Origin of the sequence: Ensifer aridi (genome assembly GCF_002078505.1) — a bacterium.
Classification (GTDB): Bacteria; Pseudomonadota; Alphaproteobacteria; order Rhizobiales; family Rhizobiaceae; genus Sinorhizobium; species Sinorhizobium aridi.
This window is the reverse complement of the sequence record NZ_LUAV01000012.1, coordinates 310,978-328,419: the sequence shown is the minus strand read 5'-3', so window position 1 is coordinate 328,419 and position 17,442 is coordinate 310,978. Positions and strand designations below refer to the sequence as shown.

The 17,442-nt window shown below is 62.0% G+C and carries 16 protein-coding genes and 1 pseudogene; 9 read left to right on the top strand and 8 right to left on the bottom strand.

Going from position 1 to position 17,442, the window contains the following annotated elements; genetic code table 11:
* Positions 1-27: 27 nt before the first annotated feature.
* Complete coding sequence (locus AYK65_RS11670; RefSeq protein ID WP_081158436.1) at positions 28-1,707, top strand: formate--tetrahydrofolate ligase; 1,680 nt, start codon at positions 28-30, stop codon at positions 1,705-1,707.
* A gap of 305 nt (positions 1,708-2,012) precedes the next feature.
* On the opposite strand, the gene AYK65_RS11665 is transcribed toward AYK65_RS11670, so the two are convergent.
* Complete coding sequence (locus AYK65_RS11665) at positions 2,013-2,522, bottom strand: DUF1993 domain-containing protein (protein ID WP_046118600.1); 510 nt, start codon at positions 2,520-2,522, stop codon at positions 2,013-2,015.
* A gap of 223 nt (positions 2,523-2,745) precedes the next feature.
* Positions 2,746-3,564 (bottom strand): extensin-like domain-containing protein, encoded by an 819-nt coding sequence (locus AYK65_RS11660; RefSeq protein WP_026617978.1) that lies wholly within the window; start codon positions 3,562-3,564, stop codon positions 2,746-2,748.
* Positions 3,565-3,944: 380 nt separating this feature from the next.
* On the opposite strand from AYK65_RS11660, the gene AYK65_RS11655 reads away from it, so the two are divergent.
* The 6 genes and pseudogenes from AYK65_RS11655 (at position 3,945) to AYK65_RS33830 (ending at position 11,014) form a co-directional block, all read left to right on the top strand.
* Positions 3,945-6,146 carry a TonB-dependent hemoglobin/transferrin/lactoferrin family receptor gene (locus AYK65_RS11655; RefSeq protein ID WP_081158434.1) on the top strand — a complete coding sequence of 734 codons (2,202 nt, stop codon included), beginning with the start codon at positions 3,945-3,947 and terminating at the stop codon, positions 6,144-6,146.
* A 107-nt stretch (positions 6,147-6,253) separates the two neighbouring features.
* Complete coding sequence (gene trpLE / locus AYK65_RS32730) at positions 6,254-6,298, top strand: trpE operon leader peptide TrpLE (protein ID WP_178385068.1); 45 nt, start codon at positions 6,254-6,256, stop codon at positions 6,296-6,298.
* A 114-nt stretch (positions 6,299-6,412) separates the two neighbouring features.
* A complete protein-coding gene (locus AYK65_RS11650) occupies positions 6,413-8,602 on the top strand; it encodes an anthranilate synthase (RefSeq protein WP_081158432.1) in 2,190 nt (729 codons plus the stop codon).
* Between the two features lie 183 nt (positions 8,603-8,785).
* Positions 8,786-9,709 (top strand): cation diffusion facilitator family transporter, encoded by a 924-nt coding sequence (locus AYK65_RS11645; protein WP_026617975.1) that lies wholly within the window; start codon positions 8,786-8,788, stop codon positions 9,707-9,709.
* A complete protein-coding gene (queF, locus tag AYK65_RS11640) occupies positions 9,706-10,170 on the top strand; it encodes a preQ(1) synthase (protein WP_046118603.1) in 465 nt (154 codons plus the stop codon). The genes AYK65_RS11645 and queF overlap by 4 nt, the downstream gene beginning before the upstream one ends.
* A gap of 23 nt (positions 10,171-10,193) precedes the next feature.
* Positions 10,194-11,014 (top strand): annotated as a pseudogene (locus tag AYK65_RS33830) (APH(3'') family aminoglycoside O-phosphotransferase).
* 22 nt (positions 11,015-11,036) lie between these two features.
* On the opposite strand, the gene AYK65_RS11630 reads toward AYK65_RS33830, so the two are convergent.
* Together AYK65_RS11630 and AYK65_RS11625 are read right to left on the bottom strand one after the other, a co-directional pair.
* Positions 11,037-11,519: a GNAT family N-acetyltransferase gene (locus AYK65_RS11630; RefSeq protein ID WP_026617972.1), complete on the bottom strand. Its 483-nt coding sequence runs from the start codon at positions 11,517-11,519 to the stop codon at positions 11,037-11,039.
* Between the two features lie 62 nt (positions 11,520-11,581).
* Positions 11,582-12,160 carry a HupE/UreJ family protein gene (locus tag AYK65_RS11625; RefSeq protein ID WP_081158430.1) on the bottom strand — a complete coding sequence of 193 codons (579 nt, stop codon included), beginning with the start codon at positions 12,158-12,160 and terminating at the stop codon, positions 11,582-11,584.
* Between the two features lie 312 nt (positions 12,161-12,472).
* Here AYK65_RS11625 and AYK65_RS11620 point away from each other — a divergent pair, with 312 nt between their 5' ends.
* Positions 12,473-13,060, top strand: a complete 588-nt coding sequence (locus AYK65_RS11620; protein ID WP_081158428.1) for an ATP-dependent Clp protease proteolytic subunit — start codon at positions 12,473-12,475, stop codon at positions 13,058-13,060.
* 213 nt (positions 13,061-13,273) lie between these two features.
* Here the strand turns inward: AYK65_RS11620 and AYK65_RS33465 are convergent, their stop codons facing one another.
* Positions 13,274-13,396 carry a hypothetical protein gene (locus tag AYK65_RS33465; protein ID WP_267885988.1) on the bottom strand — a complete coding sequence of 41 codons (123 nt, stop codon included), beginning with the start codon at positions 13,394-13,396 and terminating at the stop codon, positions 13,274-13,276.
* A gap of 68 nt (positions 13,397-13,464) precedes the next feature.
* Here AYK65_RS33465 and leuA point away from each other — a divergent pair, with 68 nt between their 5' ends.
* On the top strand, positions 13,465-15,174 hold the full coding sequence (gene leuA, locus AYK65_RS11615; RefSeq protein WP_026617969.1) for a 2-isopropylmalate synthase: 1,710 nt from the start codon (positions 13,465-13,467) through the stop codon (positions 15,172-15,174).
* A 182-nt stretch (positions 15,175-15,356) separates the two neighbouring features.
* Here the strand turns inward: leuA and AYK65_RS11610 are convergent, their stop codons facing one another.
* The 3 genes from AYK65_RS11610 to AYK65_RS11600 all read right to left on the bottom strand — a co-directional run bounded on the left by AYK65_RS11610 (position 15,357) and on the right by AYK65_RS11600 (position 17,442).
* Positions 15,357-16,190 carry an anti-sigma factor family protein gene (locus AYK65_RS11610; protein ID WP_081158426.1) on the bottom strand — a complete coding sequence of 278 codons (834 nt, stop codon included), beginning with the start codon at positions 16,188-16,190 and terminating at the stop codon, positions 15,357-15,359.
* Between the two features lie 3 nt (positions 16,191-16,193).
* Positions 16,194-16,712 carry an RNA polymerase sigma factor gene (locus AYK65_RS11605; protein ID WP_081158424.1) on the bottom strand — a complete coding sequence of 173 codons (519 nt, stop codon included), beginning with the start codon at positions 16,710-16,712 and terminating at the stop codon, positions 16,194-16,196.
* Between the two features lie 184 nt (positions 16,713-16,896).
* Positions 16,897-17,442, bottom strand: a complete 546-nt coding sequence (locus AYK65_RS11600; protein ID WP_081158422.1) for a tetratricopeptide repeat protein — start codon at positions 17,440-17,442, stop codon at positions 16,897-16,899.

Here is a 17,442-nt window from a genome sequence, read left to right as displayed (position 1 = left end):
GTGCGCAAATCAAAAAAGGGGGGAGCCATGGGGGAGGTGAAATCGGACATCGAGATCGCGCGCGCCGCGAAGAAGAAGCCGATCATGGAGATAGGCGCCAAGCTCGGTATTCCGCCGGAGCACCTGCTTCCCTACGGCCACGACAAGGCGAAGGTGAGCGCGGAGTTCATCGCGGCGCAGAAGGAAAAGAGAAACGGCCGCCTCATCCTCGTGACGTCGATCAACCCGACACCGGCCGGCGAGGGCAAGACGACGACCACGGTCGGTCTTGGCGATGGTCTCAACCGCATCGGCAAGAAGACGATCGTCTGCATCCGCGAAGCCTCGCTCGGACCGTGCTTCGGCATCAAGGGCGGCGCGGCGGGCGGCGGCTATGCCCAGGTCGTGCCGATGGAGGACATCAACCTTCATTTCACCGGTGATTTCCACGCCGTCACCGCGGCGCATAACCTGCTCGCGGCGCTGATCGACAACCACATCTATTGGGGCAACGAGCAGGCGATCGACATCCGCCGCATCGCCTGGCGGCGAGTGATGGACATGAACGACCGGGCGCTGCGCCAGATCATCGGCTCGCTGGGCGGCGTCGCCAACGGCTACCCGCGCGAGACGGGATTCGACATCACCGTCGCCTCGGAGGTGATGGCAATCCTGTGTCTCGCAATGGACATTCACGATCTCGAAAAGCGTCTCGGCAACATCATCATCGGTTACCGGCGCGACAAGAGCCCGGTCTATGCCCGCGACATCAAGGCCGACGGGGCGATGGCCGTCCTCCTGAAGGATGCTATGCAGCCGAACCTCGTGCAGACGCTCGAGAACAATCCGGCCTTTGTCCACGGCGGGCCCTTCGCCAACATCGCCCATGGCTGCAATTCCGTGGTGGCGACGGCGACCGCGTTGAAGCTCGCCGACTATGTGGTGACCGAGGCGGGCTTCGGAGCCGATCTCGGCGCGGAGAAATTCTTCGACATCAAGTGCCGCAAGGCCGGCCTCAAGCCGGATGCCGCCGTTATCGTCGCGACCGTGAGGGCGATCAAGATGAATGGTGGCGTCAAGAAGGAGGATCTGGGGCGCGAGAATCTCGATGGGCTGAGGAAGGGATGCGCCAACCTCGGCCGGCACGTCCAGAACGTCAAGAAATTCGGCGTGCCGGTGCTGGTCGCGATCAATCATTTCACCTCCGACACGGAGGCCGAGATTCAGGCGATCAAGGACTATGTCAGAACGCTCGGATCCGAGGCGGTCCTCTGCAAGCATTGGGCCGAAGGCTCGGCCGGGATCGAAGAGCTCGCGCACAAGGTCGTCGACCTCGCCAATGCGGGCCATTCGCAGTTCTCGCCGCTTTATCCGGACGACATGCCGCTCTTCCATAAGATCGAGACGATCGCGAAGGACATCTATCGCGCGAGCGAGGTCATCGCCGACAAGGTGGTGCGGGACCAGCTCAGGACCTGGGAGGATCAGGGTTACGGCCACCTGCCGATCTGTGTGGCGAAGACGCAATACTCCTTCTCCACCGATCCGAACCTGCGCGGCGCGCCGACCGGCCACGCCGTGCCGATCCGCGAGGTGCGGCTTGCGGCCGGCGCCGGCTTTATCGTCGTCGTCACGGGCGAAATCATGACGATGCCGGGCCTGCCGAAGGCGCCGTCTTCGGAGCGCATCCGTCTCAATGAGCAGGGGCTGATTGAGGGATTGTTCTGAAGCCTTTAGGTACGGTCAGCGCGAGCTCGAAACTGACTGTTGCGGCAACGACCGGCTATCACGAGAAATGGCATCTCCAAACTGCTTCGGGTGGCACCCCCCTCTGCCCTGCCGGGCATCTCCCAAGGGGGGAGATTGGCAAGATGCGCGCTCCCCGCTTCCTCTCCTTCGACGAGGCAACCGTACAAACAGAGGCCGCAATGGTGCACAGCGGTGCCTCCTTCGATCTCCCCCCTTGTGGGGGAGATGCCCGGTAGGGCAGAGGGGGGTGTCTCCATCCGCATCAAGAGTCTCGCCGTCGCGTTTCAGCCGAGGCCGACGATATAGTCGGCTTTGCCGATCGGCACGCCCTTGTGGCGGAGGATGGCGTAGGCGGTGGTGACGTGGAAGTAGAAGTTCGGCAGGACGAACTTCGTGAGGTAATCCTCGCCGCTGAGCGTCGTCTTGAAGCTTGGGAAGCTGAGCGTCACTTCGCGCGTCTCGCTGCCGTCGAGGTCATCGGGGGTCACCGTCTCCAAGAATGCAACCGTCTTGGCGATGCGCTCACGCAAGTCGGCAAAGGTCCGTTCCTCATCCGGAAAGCGCGGCACGTCAAGTGTCGTCAGCCGCGCAATGGCGTTCTTGCTCGTGTCGCTTGCCCGCTGAATCTGGCCCGCCAGCGGCAGCATGTCAGGCGCAAGCCTTGCATCGAAGAGCTCGGCAAGCGGAAGGCCGGCCTGCGAGGCGAAGGTCTCTGCTTTGTCGAGAATGCCGCTGAGGGCGGAAAAGCCACGGGTGAAGGCCGGCACGGAAAGCGTGTACATGGTCAGCGGCATGGAATTGCTCCTCGAGTAGACGGGCGATTGCAGTCAAGCGACACGGAACACTTTCGGCTTGTCGCCGTTGTGCCGCCCCATAGATCGTGCCGATCGCCGATGGTTTCAATCGAGGCTGGCGACATTTCCGACCACTGCGAGGGACTTGGGGCGTTTCCTTCACCCCGCTTGCAGGGAGAAGGTGCTAGCAGGCGGATGAGGGAGTTCCGCGGCCCATCGCGCCCTATCGGCAATAGCGATACCCGTTTTTCCGCTCGATGACGTCGAGATGCAGGTGGTCTTCATGTGCCTCATCGCTGCCCGGGTCGAGCACCGTTGTGAAGTAGAGGCAGGCAGAGGCCGTGACCGCTCGCTGGAACGCGCCGGCCATCGTGCCATCTTCATCCCGCGGCTGAATCTCGATGATCTTGCCGTCCGCGAGAGTGAAGGAGGCGATGTCGACTGCATTGCCGCGGGCGTGCTCGGAGATCTTGCCGGTGGTGCCGTTGTTCCTCAGGCGACAGACATAGGTGGAGGCCTGGTTCAGGGCGGCAATGCGGGTGTCGGGTCCGAAAGCAGCTTTGGCGGCCGGAGTGGCGGTCTCCTTGGTCCAGCGAGCAAGCGCCAAGGCCGTTTCGCAGCGCATCATGCCGTCAGGCTTCAGGGCCACGTCCGGCAGTATGGCATCGACATCGATCGGCTTGTCGATGCCGCAGCCCTTGCCGTCATCGATGCGGTCGGCCTCGGCAAAAGTGCTGCCGAGCGACCTGAGCGCGGAGAGACAGGACGCATAGGCTTGCGGGTCTTCCTTCTCGATCTCGACGACCGGCACGGCATCGAGAGCATCATCTTTCCAGCCCGGGGGTAGCTCTCGCCCACTCCGGGCGTTGATCTCGCCCTCGCCGTTCTCATCATTCGCGCGCGGTACCGCGGGCCGCGGCGTTGGCGTTGGCTGATCGCCATCCGTTGCGGGCCTCGGTACCGGTAGCGGTCCCTCCATCGGCAGGGTCGCTCCTGCAAGGACGAAGGTGGAGAGCAGTAACATTCCGGCAACGCGGCGCATGCAGGTCCTCCTATTCCGTACAGCGCCGCGCTTCTGAACAGACGCGCAAAAAGATCGCTGTAACACTTCGAACCGCTGCATGCCTCCGTCCTTAGATCGATTTCGATTTAAGGCAGGATGCGGTGGCGGCCAGAACGGCGAAACGCGCGAAGAAACAATCCTGTTTCAAAATGTGCTGAAACTGAGGACGAGGCCTTCGATCGTCGGAAAACTGTGTCGGCCCCACCCCTCAATATATATTGACTTTTACACTCATGTTTTTTATGTGGCCTAAAGAAGGCGGCGACAAGTCCGTCTTCCCAATTCCCGACGCCTGCCCAGCCAGCCCTTGAGTTCGCCGCTCAACAGCAAGCCCGGCCAACATCTCAAAGGACTGGTCCATGCTCAACCGGCATCATCGCCTGGCGCTTTTGGCGTGCACGGCATTCACCCTAGCTGGAACAACGATTTCTTACGCGCAATCGGCAGACGAGGCGGCCGCCGCCGCAGATAAACAGGGGCGCGTGACGGCGCTGAAGAAGCTGACCGTCAAGGGTGAAGAGAAGGAAGGCGTGGCCGACACGCCGCTCGCCGAGCGGGTCACCGAAGAAGAACTCGACAACAACCAGATATCGAGTTTCGAGGATCTGGGCAGAAGCCTCGAGCCCGGTGTGAACTTCAACCGCACGAGCGGCAGCGTCAACATTCGCGGTCTTGAGGGCGCTCGCGTGCTGACGACGATCGATGGCATTCCGATCCCCTTCCTCGATGACGGCGCGCGCGATGCAGATGGCGGCATCGACAGCTTCGATTTCGCAGCGCTCTCTACGATCGATATCGTGCGCGGCGCCGATTCCAGCCGGGCTGGCGGCGGCGCGCTCGGGGGAGCGGTGGTCCTGCGCACCCTTGAGCCGGAGGACCTGATCGGCGAAGGCAGGACCTGGGGCGGCATATTCAAATTCGCCTATGACGGCGAAGACGATAGCCTCGGCGGCTCCGCCGCCGTTGCAGCACGCTACGACAACACGGCCGTGCTGTTCCAGGGCGGCTATAAGAAAGGGCACGAACGGGAAAGCAATGGCGACGTCGGCGGCTATTTCACGACGCGTACCGAGGCTGACCCGGCCGACTACGACCAGAACAACCTTCTGTTCAAGGTCCGGCAATACACCGATAGCGGCCATACTTTCGGCTTCACTGCCGAGCGCTTCGATCGCGACAAGGATATCGATTTCATGTCCGGCCAAAGCCTCACCGGCAATTACCGGCCAGGCAACTACGACAAGCTCGACAACACCCGGCGCGAGCGCCTGTCGCTCGACTATGATTTCGAGGCCGTTGACGATGGCGCTTGGTTCGACAGCGCCTCGGCCGTTGTCTATTGGCAGAGGCTGTTTAGGGAAAACGGTATCGATGCCTACCGCAGCACGTCGGTCATCGGCGAGTATTCACGGCTCAACGAAGCCGAGGAGGAAAGTTTCGGCGCCAGCGGCTATGTCGATAAGTTCTTCGATACCGGTTTCCTGCAGCACAAGGTTACGCTTGGCGGCGACTTTGCCCTCGGGAAACTCCATCAATATTCCTCGGGTGAGGATAGCTGCGACACAACGCCGAGCCCTACCTGCAACTTCCTGCATACGAACCAGTCGGACAGCCCCGACGTCGACAGCAAGAAGTTCGGCATCTACCTGCAGGATCGCATCTCGATCGGCGATGGCCTGTTCGCGCTGACGCCGGGCCTCCGTTTCGACTGGTACGATTATTCGCCTGAGAACACCGCCGCTTATATGCGCAATCCCAACTATGACGGCCTGCCGCCCGGCCAGAGCGACTATGCCCTGTCACCGAAGCTGCTTGCGACGTATCAGGCAGCCGAACAGGTCGAGCTTTTCGCCCAATGGGCGATGGCTTTCCGGCCGCCGACCGCCGAGGAACTCTATCTGAATTACGGCGCGCCGGGCAGCTATTTGCAGATCGGCAATCCCGATCTGAAGCCCGAAACGAGCCACGGCTTCGAGGTCGGGGCGAACCTCGGCGACGAGGAGTTCGGCGGCCGCGTCAGTGCATTCTATAACAGGTACAAGAACTTCATTGACCGGATCAACTATGCGGATCCGACGTTCACCTATCCGCTCGGAATAACCGAGGCGATCAACCGCGCCAACGTCTCCATTCACGGGGTGGAAGTGTCAGGCCACAAAGTTTTCGCCAACGGCGTCCATGTGCGCACCGCGCTCGCCTATGCCTATGGCAGGGATCTGGACACCGACGAGGCGCTGGGTTCAGTGCCTCCGCTGAAGGGAGTTCTCGGTGTCGGCTATGCCACGGAAACCTGGGGAACCGACGTCATCCTGACGGCTGCGATGGCCGTTTCGGACAAGTCGACCAACACTTTCAAGGCTCCGGGCTACGGCATCTTGGACGTCACCGGCTGGTGGCAACCGGAACAGATGCCGGGGCTGAGGGTGAATGCCGGCGTCTACAACGTCTTCGACAAGACCTATTGGGATGCGGTGAACACGCAGAACGCGTTCACCCAGCCGCGGGACTATTATTCCGAGCCGGGCCGGACCTTCAAGATCTCGCTGACGCAGCGCTTCTGAGCGGTTCGGTACATCCCATCAAGCGAAAGGGCGGCTCTCGCCAGCCGCCGCTTCCACCGTCTTTTCCCGCTTGCTAAGACCCGCAAGGCACGCTAACACTTTCGCCCATGGCAAACACGCAGAACATTTCGATCTGGTGGTGGGCTCGCTGAGGCGGCCTTGACCAGTCATGCGTGATTGAGACATGAAGCCGCCCGGAGATTTCGAGGCGGCTTTTTTCGTATTCTGGCCGCGCGGAAAGACTGGGCTTTTACGGAGCGAGATGAATGGCAACGGTAATTCTGGAAGACGGCTCGGAGAGTTACACCACGAAGGGCGGCATCGTCGTTACCCGCAGGCGGCGCGACGCCTCCTACGCCGACGCGATCGCCGGTTATGTCGACAAGCTCGACGAGCGGCGTGGCGCGGTCTTCTCCTCCAATTACGAATATCCCGGCCGCTACACCCGCTGGGACACAGCCGTCGTCGACCCGCCGCTTGCCATCTCCTCCTTCGGTCGCTCGCTCTGGATCGAAGCTTATAACGGCCGCGGCGAGGTGCTGCTGGCGCTGATTGCCGAGCATCTGAAGACCGTTGCCGACATTACCCTCGGCACCATCACTGCCCGCCGGCTCGACCTCACTGTCAACGAGCCCGATCGTGTTTTCACCGAGGAAGAGCGGTCGAAGATGCCGACGGTCTTCACGGTTCTGCGCGCAGTGACGAACCTCTTCCACTCGGAGGAGGATTCGAGCCTCGGTCTCTACGGCGCCTTCGGCTACGATCTCGCCTTTCAGTTCGACGCGATCGAACTGAAGCTGAAGCGCCCCGACGATCAGCGCGATATGGTCCTCTTCCTGCCGGACGAAATCCTGGTCGTCGATCACTATGCGGCCAAGGCCTGGATCGACCGTTACGATTTCGGCAAGGAAGGGCTTTCGACCGAGGGCAAGGCGGCGGATATAGCTCCCGGGCCGTTCCGGATGGGCGACAGTATCCCGCCGCATGGCGACCACCGTCCAGGCGAATATGCCGAACTCGTCGTCAAGGCCAAGGAGAGCTTCCGCCGCGGCGATCTCTTCGAAGTCGTGCCGGGCCAGAAGTTCTATGAGCGCTGCGAGAGCCGGCCTTCGGAGATATCGAACCGGCTGAAGGCCATCAACCCGTCGCCCTATTCCTTTTTCATTAATCTCGGCAACCAGGAATATCTCGTCGGCGCCTCGCCCGAAATGTTCGTGCGCGTTTCCGGCCGCCGCATCGAGACCTGCCCGATCTCCGGCACGATCAAGCGCGGCGACGATCCGATCGCCGACAGCGAACAGATCCTAAAGCTTCTGAACTCGAAGAAGGACGAGTCCGAGCTCACCATGTGTTCGGACGTCGACCGCAACGACAAGAGCCGCGTCTGCGTGCCGGGTTCGGTGAAGGTGATCGGCCGGCGCCAGATCGAGATGTATTCGCGGCTGATCCACACAGTCGACCATATCGAAGGGCGGCTGCGCGACGACATGGACGCCTTCGACGGATTCCTGAGTCACGCTTGGGCAGTCACGGTGACCGGCGCGCCGAAGCTCTGGGCGATGCGCTTCATCGAGAACCACGAGAAGAGCCCGCGTGCCTGGTACGGTGGCGCGATCGGCATGGTCGGCTTCAACGGCGACATGAACACCGGGCTGACGCTGCGCACGATCCGCATCAAGGACGGGATCGCCGAGGTGAGGGCGGGCGCGACGCTTCTCTATGATTCCAGTCCGGAAGAAGAAGAAGCCGAAACCGAACTGAAGGCCTCCGCCATGATCGCAGCCATCCGCGACGCGAAATCCGCCAACAGCGCCAAGCCGGCGCGCGACGTCGCCGCCGTCGGCGCCGGTGTCAACATCCTGCTTGTCGACCACGAGGACAGCTTCGTCCACACGCTTGCGAACTATTTCCGCCAGACGGGAGCGACGGTCACCACGGTGCGCACGCCCGTCGCCGAGGACATCTTCGACCGGGTCAAGCCGGACCTCGTCGTGCTTTCGCCCGGCCCCGGTACCCCGAAGGACTTCGACTGCAAGGCGACGATCAAGAAGGCGCGGACGCGCGACCTGCCGATCTTCGGCGTCTGCCTCGGCCTGCAGGCGCTCGCGGAAGCATATGGCGGCGATCTTCGTCAGCTCGCGATCCCGATGCACGGGAAGCCCTCGCGCATCCGCGTGCTAGAGCCCGGCATCGTCTTCTCGGGCCTCGGCAGGGAAGTGACGGTCGGGCGTTACCACTCGATCTTTGCCGATCCTTCCAGCCTGCCGCGCGAGTTCATGATCACGGCCGAAAGCGAGGACGGCACGATCATGGGCATCGAGCACATGAAGGAGCCGGTGGCGGCCGTGCAGTTCCATCCGGAATCGATCATGACGCTTGGCGGCGACGCCGGCATGCGGATGATCGAGAACGTGGTGGCGCATCTTGCCAAGCGAGCGAAAGTCAAGGCGGCCTGACACCTGGCTTCACGGCTGCTTGCGGGAACGAGAATGCAGATCGGCGACAAGCCCCTTTGACAAGACGGTCGTTATTGCCCATATGGTTCACGAAAATCCGCCTGCGCGAAAACCCGCGCGGGCGGTTTTGCGTTTGAATGGGCATGCATTTGCAACTCGTTTGCATCTGCACGAGGAATGAAGATGACCGCGTCCGACAATCGAACAGTCCTGAGGCTCGCCTTCTGGGGCATACCGCTATCGCTCGGTGTGATGGCGCTGAAGATGCTCGCCTGGTGGGTGACCGGTTCCGTGGCGCTGTTGTCGGATGGGCTGGAGTCGATCGTCAATGTGATTGCCGCGGTAATCGCTTATGCGATGATCGGCTACGCGGCGAAGCCTGCCGATGCCGGTCACCCGTTCGGGCATCACAAGGCGGAGTATTTTTCCGCCGTCATCGAAGGCGTGCTGATTGTTGTGGCCGCACTGCTGATCCTAAGTGAGGCGATACCCGAGATGATGGCGCCGCGGCTCTTGAACGCACCGGCCCTCGGTCTTGCGATCAATTTCGGCGCCGGCATTGTCAACGCGATCTGGGCCTATGTGCTGATCCGGTCGGGAAGGGTGCATCGCTCTCCGGCCCTGAGCGCCGATGGGCATCATATTCTCTCTGACGTCGTAACCTCCGCTGGCGTGCTCGTCGGCCTTCTTCTTGCCATCGCCACCGGCTACGCAGTGCTTGACCCTCTGCTCGCGATTGTCGTCGCCGGCAATATCCTGTTGCAGGGCTGGAAAGTGATCTCGCGTTCGATCGACGGGCTGATGGACAAGGCCGTCCCGGCGGAGGAGGAAGAGGCGATCAAGCAGGCGATCGCCGCTAATGCCGGCGGATCGCTGGGCGTTCATGACCTCAAGACGCGGCAGGCGGGGCCTGCGACTTTCGTGGACTTTCACATGGTCGTGCCGGAGGCGATGCCGGTGGGCGATGCGCATGATATATGCGACCGCATAGAGGACGCCATCCGCGCCGTTCATCCGGGCGCGAGGATCGCCATCCATGTCGAGCCGGAAGGCGAAAAGGCGCACGGTGTGCGCGTCAAGGTCAGCAGTGGAGCATCACGGAAATGACGAAGACAGACGTATCAGGACTTTCACAGCTCGGGGCAAAGGTCGATCTGCCGCAAAGCCCGGAGGAGGCGGTGCTCGAAAGGGTTCCGAGCAGCCACGCCGGCACGGGTTTCGTCGTCCGCTTCACCGCCCCGGAATTCACTTCTCTCTGCCCGATGACCGGACAGCCGGACTTCGCCCACATCGTCATCGACTATGTGCCGGATGGTTGGTTGGTCGAATCGAAGTCGCTCAAGCTGTTTCTGCATTCCTTCCGCAACCACGGCGCTTTCCACGAGGATTGCACGATCGAAATCGCCAAGCGGCTGGTGTCGCTGCTTTCGCCGAAGTGGCTGCGGATCGGTGCCTATTGGTATCCGCGCGGCGGCATCCCTATCGACGTCTTCTGGCAGACGGGCAATCCGCCCGAAGGCGTCTGGTTGCCGGACCAAGGTGTGCCGACCTATCGCGGCCGCGGGTGATGGCGCTTGCCTAGGCCGCTTTCATGAGCGAGCGAGATCTTGCCGCCGAAAGGCTGCTCCCGACGCCACCCGTGGGTAGGGAGTGGACGCCGATTCGCCATGGCGAATCCGGCGATCGCGTTTATCGCCGTAGCGACGGTGCCGCCTATGCCAAAATTGCGAGCGGCAAGGCCGCGGCACTGCTCGAGGGGGAGCGTGATCGTATTGCGTGGCTTGCGGCGTTCCGCATAGTCTCGCCAGTCGTTTACGACTGGATCGCGGCAGAGCATGCGGCATGTCTCGTGCTCAGGGCCATTCCGGGCGTGCCGGCAAGCGAGCTCGCCGCCCCCGACCTCAAGAAAGCATGGCCGTCGATCGCGCGGCAGTTGAAGGCGCTGCACGAATTGCCAGCGGAAGCGTGCCCCTTCGAGCGGCGCCTCGCTTCGATGTTCGACCGTGCCGCCGACGTTGTCGCCCGCGATGCAGTCAACCTGGACTTCCTCGCCCCCGAGATCTGAACGTTCGGGCGAGCGAGCTGCTTGCGGCGCTCAGGACCGAGTTGCCGAAGCGCCTGGCGGAGGAGCCCGGCGACCTCGCGATCTGCCATGGCGATGCGTGTCTGCCAAACTTCATGATCGATCCGGAAACACATCGCTGCACGGGGATCATCGATCTTGGCCGCCTCGGAACCGCGGATCGCTATGTCGATTTTTCGCTTCTTCTGGGAAATGCCCGGGAAAGCTGGACCGCACCGGGCGACGCGCAGGCGGCTCGGGACTGCCTTTTCGACATTCACGGCATCTCCAATCCGGACGAAGGCCGGCTCGCCTTCTATCTGCGGCTGGATCCGCTGACCTGGGGATGATGAGCAAGGCGGTGTCTCACCATCAGGCTAAAAGTGCTTTGGACAGGCCGATCTTTTCGAGGTCGGTTTCGAGTATGGGATCAAAGGCGACCTTCCTCCAGAGCATTCGGTAGCCGAGATGCTGATAGAGCCGAAGCGCCCGTTCATTCGCTGCCGCCACGTGAATTCGAGCTTCCGTGTATCCCCGATCGGCGATTTGAGATTCGAGCGCCCTTATGAGGGCCGACGCGGCGCCCCGTCCTTCGAAGGCGGGAGCCACCCAGACGTCGCTGATGGTGTCGTCAGCATGCTCGCAGGCGCCGAGGCCGGCGGGTTCTCCGTCGATTTCAGCGACCAGAACGCGAGAACTCAGTTCTTGCACGAACGGCAGGAACGGATTGCTTTGTCCGATCTTCACCGCAACATGCACCGGTACAAGCGGCTTTATGCCCTTGCGCCATGCCGCAAGACCGATTTGAGCGAGAGCGTCCGCCTCATCCGGAAGGGCGGAACGGACCAGTATCATCGGGATTTCCTTTGTGAAGGGGCAGGGGCTTGCCACCGCCCCTTCGATTAGCTTCCGCGTGATCAGCCGAAGATCAACGCCGCGCCGGCCACCGCGGTCGCAGCACCGAGAATGCGAGCGAAGATGTCTCGGCCCGAAAATCGGGCGAGGCCGACGCCAAGGCTGACACCCGCAATGTGCAGAAGAGCGGTCGCGGTCATGAAGCCTGCGGCAAAGGACCAGGCGCCAGCCGTTCCCAGCTCCCCGCCATGGGCATGGCCATGAAAGAGCGCGAAGACCGCGACCACGGCCGTGGCCGCCGTCCCGTCGAGCCGGGCGGCCATCGCGACGACAAGCCCGAGCACGACCACCGAGGCGAGGATCGCCGGCTCGACGAAGGGCAGGGGAGCGCCCGCGACGGCAAGGGCGAAGCCGAGCGCCATAATTGCGATAAAGGCAGCCGGCACGGTCCACAGCGACCGCCCGCCGATCTGGGCGGCCCAGAGCCCAACGGCAATCATCGCCAGCACGTGGTCGGCGCCGAAAAGCGGATGGGAAAGGCCAGCCATCAGGGAGCCGTGTTCGGCGGGACTGATATGGGCGAAGGCGGGTGCGGCGGACGCGCCGAGTGCCGTTGCGGTGATAAGGATCTGTTTCTTCATTCTGGTCCCCACTGGTCGGAAGGCCCGGGAGGCGGGCTGCCTTCTGGATCACGGTTCGGGATCATGCCGGTTCGTGAACTATTTCTCGCGGTCAAAAGCGGTTCGCAGGCGTTTGCAGCTTGCGCTTTCGCTTCGATGACCCGTTGATCTTATTGAGCTTTGCTGGTCTGTCCATACGGCATTTGGCGGTCTTTCGCATTTACCATGGCGAAAGCGCCGGCCGTTCGAACCTTTCTTCGCCTTCCGTTTGCATTGTTTTCGCTGCCGAGTCGCATTATCTGACTTCGAAGGCATTTGATGAGGAGTCCGAGAATGCGGAACGACGACGAACAGGAAGAAAAAAAGGCCGAATTGCCGCTCGGCAAGGAAACGGAGGCGAATCTTTTCAAGTCGCGTTCGATCTTCATCTACGGAACGATCAACCAGGAACTGGCGCAGAAGGTCTGCTCGCAGCTCGTGGCACTTTCCGCGGCCAGCGACGACGATATCCGCATCTTCGTCAACTCGCCCGGAGGCCATGTCGAATCCGGCGACAGCATCCACGACATGATCAAGTTCGTGAAGCCGAAGGTCTGGACGATCGGCACCGGTTGGGTTGCGTCCGCGGGCGCGCTCATCTATGTCGCACCGCCGAAGGAGCGGCGCGTCTGCCTGCCGAATACCCGTTTCCTGCTGCACCAACCGTCGGGCGGCACGCGCGGCATGGCATCCGACATCGAGATCCAGGCGCGCGAGATCATCAAAATGAATGAGCGTCTGAACCGCATTTTCTCCGAAGCGACCGGCCAGCCCGTCGAGAAGATCGCCAAGGACACGGATCGCGACTACTGGCTCGGAGCAGAAGAGGCCAAGGCCTACGGCCTTGTCTCGCGGATCATCACGTCCATCGCGGACATCTGACATCGAGCCTCAAGGGCACCGGTCGCGCCGGTGCCCTTTGACTTGAGGCGGCGCAAATATCCGCGGGTCACCTACCTTGCCCCGGCATGTGAAGCCGTGTATAGGCTTTCCCCATGACTCAGGCGAACGCACCCAAGATCGCTGCGATCTTCTCCGGACACGATGACAATCGTGCCCCTTCGCGCGCCTTCGCCTCGCTTCTTCTTCTCGGCCTTATTCGCGGTTGCCGGGTTCGCTGAGGAGCGCCCGGCGGCCGAAAAGCCTTGCCGGCACATGCTCCTCGAAATCCCAAAAAACGCTTAAACAAATGGCGTGGCTCCCGGCGGCATCGGCCATCGCAATATCCCTCATGATCGGCTATTGCATGCGGCAAGCTACGCTCCAGTGACGAAGAGAAGCTGCACATGATTGTGAAATCGCATCCCATCAAGGTCGGCATGCCCGAGGCGGCTGTGAAATATCAGCCCTATCCGCAGATCACCCTGCCGGACCGTACCTGGCCGTCCAAGACGATCACCAAGGCGCCCATCTGGTGCTCGGTGGATCTGCGCGACGGCAACCAGGCGCTTGTCGATCCGATGGGACACGACCGCAAGGCGCGCATGTTCCATTTGCTCGTGGACATGGGCTTCAAGGAAATCGAGATCGGTTTCCCGTCTGCCTCCCAGACGGACTTCGACTTCGCCCGCTGGTGCGTCGAGGAGGGCAACGTGCCCGCCGACGTATCGCTGCAGGTACTGGTGCAGTGCCGGCCGGAACTGATCACGCGCACCTTCGAGGCGCTTGAGGGTGCGCATAGGCCGATCGTGCATTTCTACAATTCGACCAGCGAGCTGCAGCGCCGTGTCGTGTTCGGCAAGGATGTGGCCGGCATCAAGCAGATCGCGACCGATGCAGCCAAGATGATCACCGATATGGCGGCGAAGGCCGGCGGTGGCTATCGCTTCGAATATTCGCCGGAAAGCTTCACCGGCACCGAGCTCGAAGTGGCCTTGGAGATCTGCAATGCGGTTATCGAGATCGTCAGGCCGACGCCGGACAACAAGCTGATCATCAACTTGCCCTCGACGGTGGAGATGGCGACGCCGAACGTCTATGCCGACCAGATCGAGTGGATGTGCCGCAATCTCGACAATCGCGAAAACCTCCTGGTCTCGCTGCATCCGCACAACGACCGCGGCACCGGTATCGCCGCTACCGAGCTCGGCCTCATGGCCGGAGCCGATCGCGTCGAAGGCACGCTCTTCGGCAATGGCGAGCGTACGGGCAATGTCGACGTCGTGACGCTGGCGCTGAACATGTTCACCCAGGGCGTCGATCCGAAGCTCGACTGCTCGGACATCGAGCGGATCAAGGAGGTCTACGAGTATTCGAACCAGATGGTCATTCCGGAACGGCATCCCTACGTCGGCGAGCTGGTCTACACCGCTTTCTCCGGATCGCATCAGGATGCGATCAACAAGGGCATGAAGGCGATAAAGCAGGCCAATAAGCCGATCTGGGAGGTGCCCTATCTGCCGATCGATCCGCGCGACGTGGGCCGCAGCTACGAGGCGATCATCCGCATCAACTCCCAGTCGGGAAAGGGCGGCATCGCTTATATCCTGCAGGAGGACTACGGCATCAACCTGCCGCGCAACCTGCAGATCGAGTTCCGCGAGGACATCCAGCGCATCACCGACGAGGAAGGCAAGGAACTGCCGTCGAAACGCATCCATCAGCGCTTCATCGAGCGCTATGTCGAGCAGCCCGGCGCGCGCATCAAGTTCGTCGATCACCACACCTACCCGGTGGGCGAGCACAAGGGCCTGCGCGTCGTCGCCGCCGAGATCACCGACAGGGGCGAGACCAAGCGCATCGAAGGCAAGGGTACCGGCCCGATCGACGGCTTCATCAACGCGCTCTCAATCTATCTCGGCATCGAGCTCTCGGTGGCGGATTATTCCGAACACTCGCTGCAGCACGGCTCGAACGCCGCAGCGATCGCCTATGTGGAGGTCGAGTATCCGGGCGGCACGCTGTTCGGTGTCGGCATCAACACCAACATCGTCGCCGCGTCATTGGAGGCGATCGTCTCGGCCGCCAACCGCGTGTTGGAGGTGATGGGGAAATGAGGCCCTGATGGCCGCGGTGAGTCAAGGCTGCCCCTCTCCTCGGGTTTAACCCGAGGACTAACCCTCTCCCCGCAGGCGGGGAAAGGGGACTGAGAGGGTGCGGCGAGTCCCTTCTCCCCATCAGAATGGGGAGCGGGTAGCCCGCAGGCCGGATGAGGGGCAAAGTCCGCGCCTCTTTCAATTCAAATAAGGGCCGCCGCCGTTTCAGCGAAGTCCTGCAGCGCGACGTTCGAAGACGGCCCGACCATCACGAAGGACGCGCCGTTCCGCTGCCAGGAGACGAAGCCCAAATCTCCGCGGATGGTCTCGCCGAATTCGCCGGATTGCTGCCCGTCGCCTTGCTTGAGGAAGCAGATGGCGAAGACCTCGCCCTCGCGATCGCGATCGCGATAGACGAGCTGCGCGACGGGCTTGCCCTCGACGACCAGAAGTCTGGCGCCCTCGAAGGTCAAGCCCTTGTGGCTCAAGTCGGGGATATTGAAGGTCACGCCGACGCTTGCAACGAGCCAGGATTTGATCTTGTCCGCCTCGGAAGCCGGCAACTCGACGAGGTGCTCCTTCTGGCGCGAATAGACGCGATGGTACTCGGCAATCTCGTCGAGCCAGGAGCGTTCATTGGCCTGGCGCATCGGTTCGGCGATGCGGGTCGTGCTGCCAAGAATGAAGCCTGCGGCGCCGCCAAGCAGAACGAGGACAGTGGAGGCGGCCGCGATGCGGGGCCACATGTGGGCGCTTCGCCTCGGAAGATTGGCCGTAGCGACGCGCTCCGACCTCGGGCTGATGCCGGACCCCTGCTTGATCTGGCGCACCAGCGCCAGTGGAACCGGGTCATGAAGAAAGTCCTCGAAGGCATTGTTGCCAAAGGCACTTCCCGCTTTCAGCTTCTCGAGCAGCGCTCTCGCCTCGTCGTCACGCGCCAGGAGCGCGTCGAGTTCGGATTTTTCGGGCTCGCCCAGTTCGCCGTCGATATAGGCGGACAACCGCACTTCAAGCGCTAGACCCTTCGTCTGCAGCAACGGTCAGGCCCTCCTTTCCGTATTCTCGGACAGCATGGCGGCAAGCCGGAGCCGCGCCGTCGACAACCTGCTCATCACCGTGCCGATCGGAATGCCGAGGATTGCCGCCGTCTCTCGATAGCTGTGACCCTCGACATTGACGAGCAGGAACACGCTGGCGAGCCCCTCCGGCATGGAGAGGATCATCTTCTGCACCTGATTGGCGTAGACTGCCTTTTCGGCCGCCGCCTCGATATTCAGCTCGTCCTGCTCCAGAATATCGATAAGCCCGCCACCACCGCGGACCTTGCGTTTGCGGACCTCGTCGACCCAGAGATTGCGCGTCATCGCGTAAATCCAGCTTTCGAGCCGCCCCTCGCCATTCCACAGGTGGCTGCGCGCGATAGCGCGCTCGCAAGCCTCCTGGACGAGGTCGTCGGCATCGGCGGCATTGCGCGTCAGCGTCATCGCGAAGCGGCGCAACTTGGGCAGCAGGCTGACCAAATCGCGTCGGAAATCCTTCATTTCTGCCGCTGGGCGCATTGTTCTTCCAGTGAGACGTACCGGATCATGCGTCTATTCGCGATGCGGACGCATCAGCATGATATGAAACATTTGATCCGAAGTCTGCAAGGGAAGAGCCGGAACGGAAAGAGGTTTTTCCGTTCCGGCGCCGGTTTCCCACCGCCCCGCATTCAAATCCCCGACGGCGCTATGCGCCAACGCGTCAATAGGCGCGAACACCTCCGAGGGACTGCAACAGTGCCTGGTAAGCCCAGGTGTTTTCGCCGCCGCGATCGCGGATTTCGATGAGCTGAACCTTTGCTTCCTCGATCCGCCCCTGCTCGACGAAGGCTTGCCCCATATAGGAGCGCGCGAGGATATAGTTCTCGTCTGCCTGCAGCGCACGCCGATAAAATTGCATGCCGAGTTCCATGCGGCCGGCCTTGCGGTTGGCGTAGCCGAGATAGTTCAAGACGCGGGCGCTCTGCTGCTCCTTCATCGCGCCGAGCACCTTGATCGCGTTCTCATATTGGCCGGCATAGGCGAATTCGCGGGCAGCATCGAACAGGATATCGTCGCCGAGATCGCTTCTCTTCGCTTCGACGCATCTGTTTCTTTTGGCGTCCCAGACCTGGCCGTTCTTGCATTGGGTGGTCGTCTTCGTTTTCTTCGGCGGCTCGCTGTTGTCTTCGCCGACGGCCAGCGCGGCCTGGCCCATTGCCGAGGCCAAGAAGGCTGCAAGGGTGAAGAGAATCGCTTTTCGGTTCAT

What these genes read in the sequence shown, in the direction of transcription:
- AYK65_RS33465 (WP_267885988.1), bottom strand. Translation starts at nt 13,396, where the DNA reads ATGGCCGATGCCGCCGGGAGCCACGCCATTTGTTTAAGCGTTTTTTGG.
- queF (WP_046118603.1), top strand. Translation starts at nt 9,706, where the DNA reads ATGACGAAGACAGACGTATCAGGACTTTCACAGCTCGGGGCAAAGGTC.
- AYK65_RS11650 (WP_081158432.1), top strand. Translation starts at nt 6,413, where the DNA reads ATGGCAACGGTAATTCTGGAAGACGGCTCGGAGAGTTACACCACGAAG.
- AYK65_RS11655 (WP_081158434.1), top strand. Translation starts at nt 3,945, where the DNA reads ATGCTCAACCGGCATCATCGCCTGGCGCTTTTGGCGTGCACGGCATTC.
- AYK65_RS11625 (WP_081158430.1), bottom strand. Translation starts at nt 12,160, where the DNA reads ATGAAGAAACAGATCCTTATCACCGCAACGGCACTCGGCGCGTCCGCC.
- AYK65_RS11670 (WP_081158436.1), top strand. Translation starts at nt 28, where the DNA reads ATGGGGGAGGTGAAATCGGACATCGAGATCGCGCGCGCCGCGAAGAAG.
- AYK65_RS11600 (WP_081158422.1), bottom strand. Translation starts at nt 17,442, where the DNA reads ATGAACCGAAAAGCGATTCTCTTCACCCTTGCAGCCTTCTTGGCCTCG.
- AYK65_RS11665 (WP_046118600.1), bottom strand. Translation starts at nt 2,522, where the DNA reads ATGCCGCTGACCATGTACACGCTTTCCGTGCCGGCCTTCACCCGTGGC.
- AYK65_RS11605 (WP_081158424.1), bottom strand. Translation starts at nt 16,712, where the DNA reads ATGCGCCCAGCGGCAGAAATGAAGGATTTCCGACGCGATTTGGTCAGC.
- leuA (WP_026617969.1), top strand. Translation starts at nt 13,465, where the DNA reads ATGATTGTGAAATCGCATCCCATCAAGGTCGGCATGCCCGAGGCGGCT.
- AYK65_RS11645 (WP_026617975.1), top strand. Translation starts at nt 8,786, where the DNA reads ATGACCGCGTCCGACAATCGAACAGTCCTGAGGCTCGCCTTCTGGGGC.
- AYK65_RS11620 (WP_081158428.1), top strand. Translation starts at nt 12,473, where the DNA reads ATGCGGAACGACGACGAACAGGAAGAAAAAAAGGCCGAATTGCCGCTC.
- AYK65_RS11630 (WP_026617972.1), bottom strand. Translation starts at nt 11,519, where the DNA reads ATGATACTGGTCCGTTCCGCCCTTCCGGATGAGGCGGACGCTCTCGCT.
- AYK65_RS11660 (WP_026617978.1), bottom strand. Translation starts at nt 3,564, where the DNA reads ATGCGCCGCGTTGCCGGAATGTTACTGCTCTCCACCTTCGTCCTTGCA.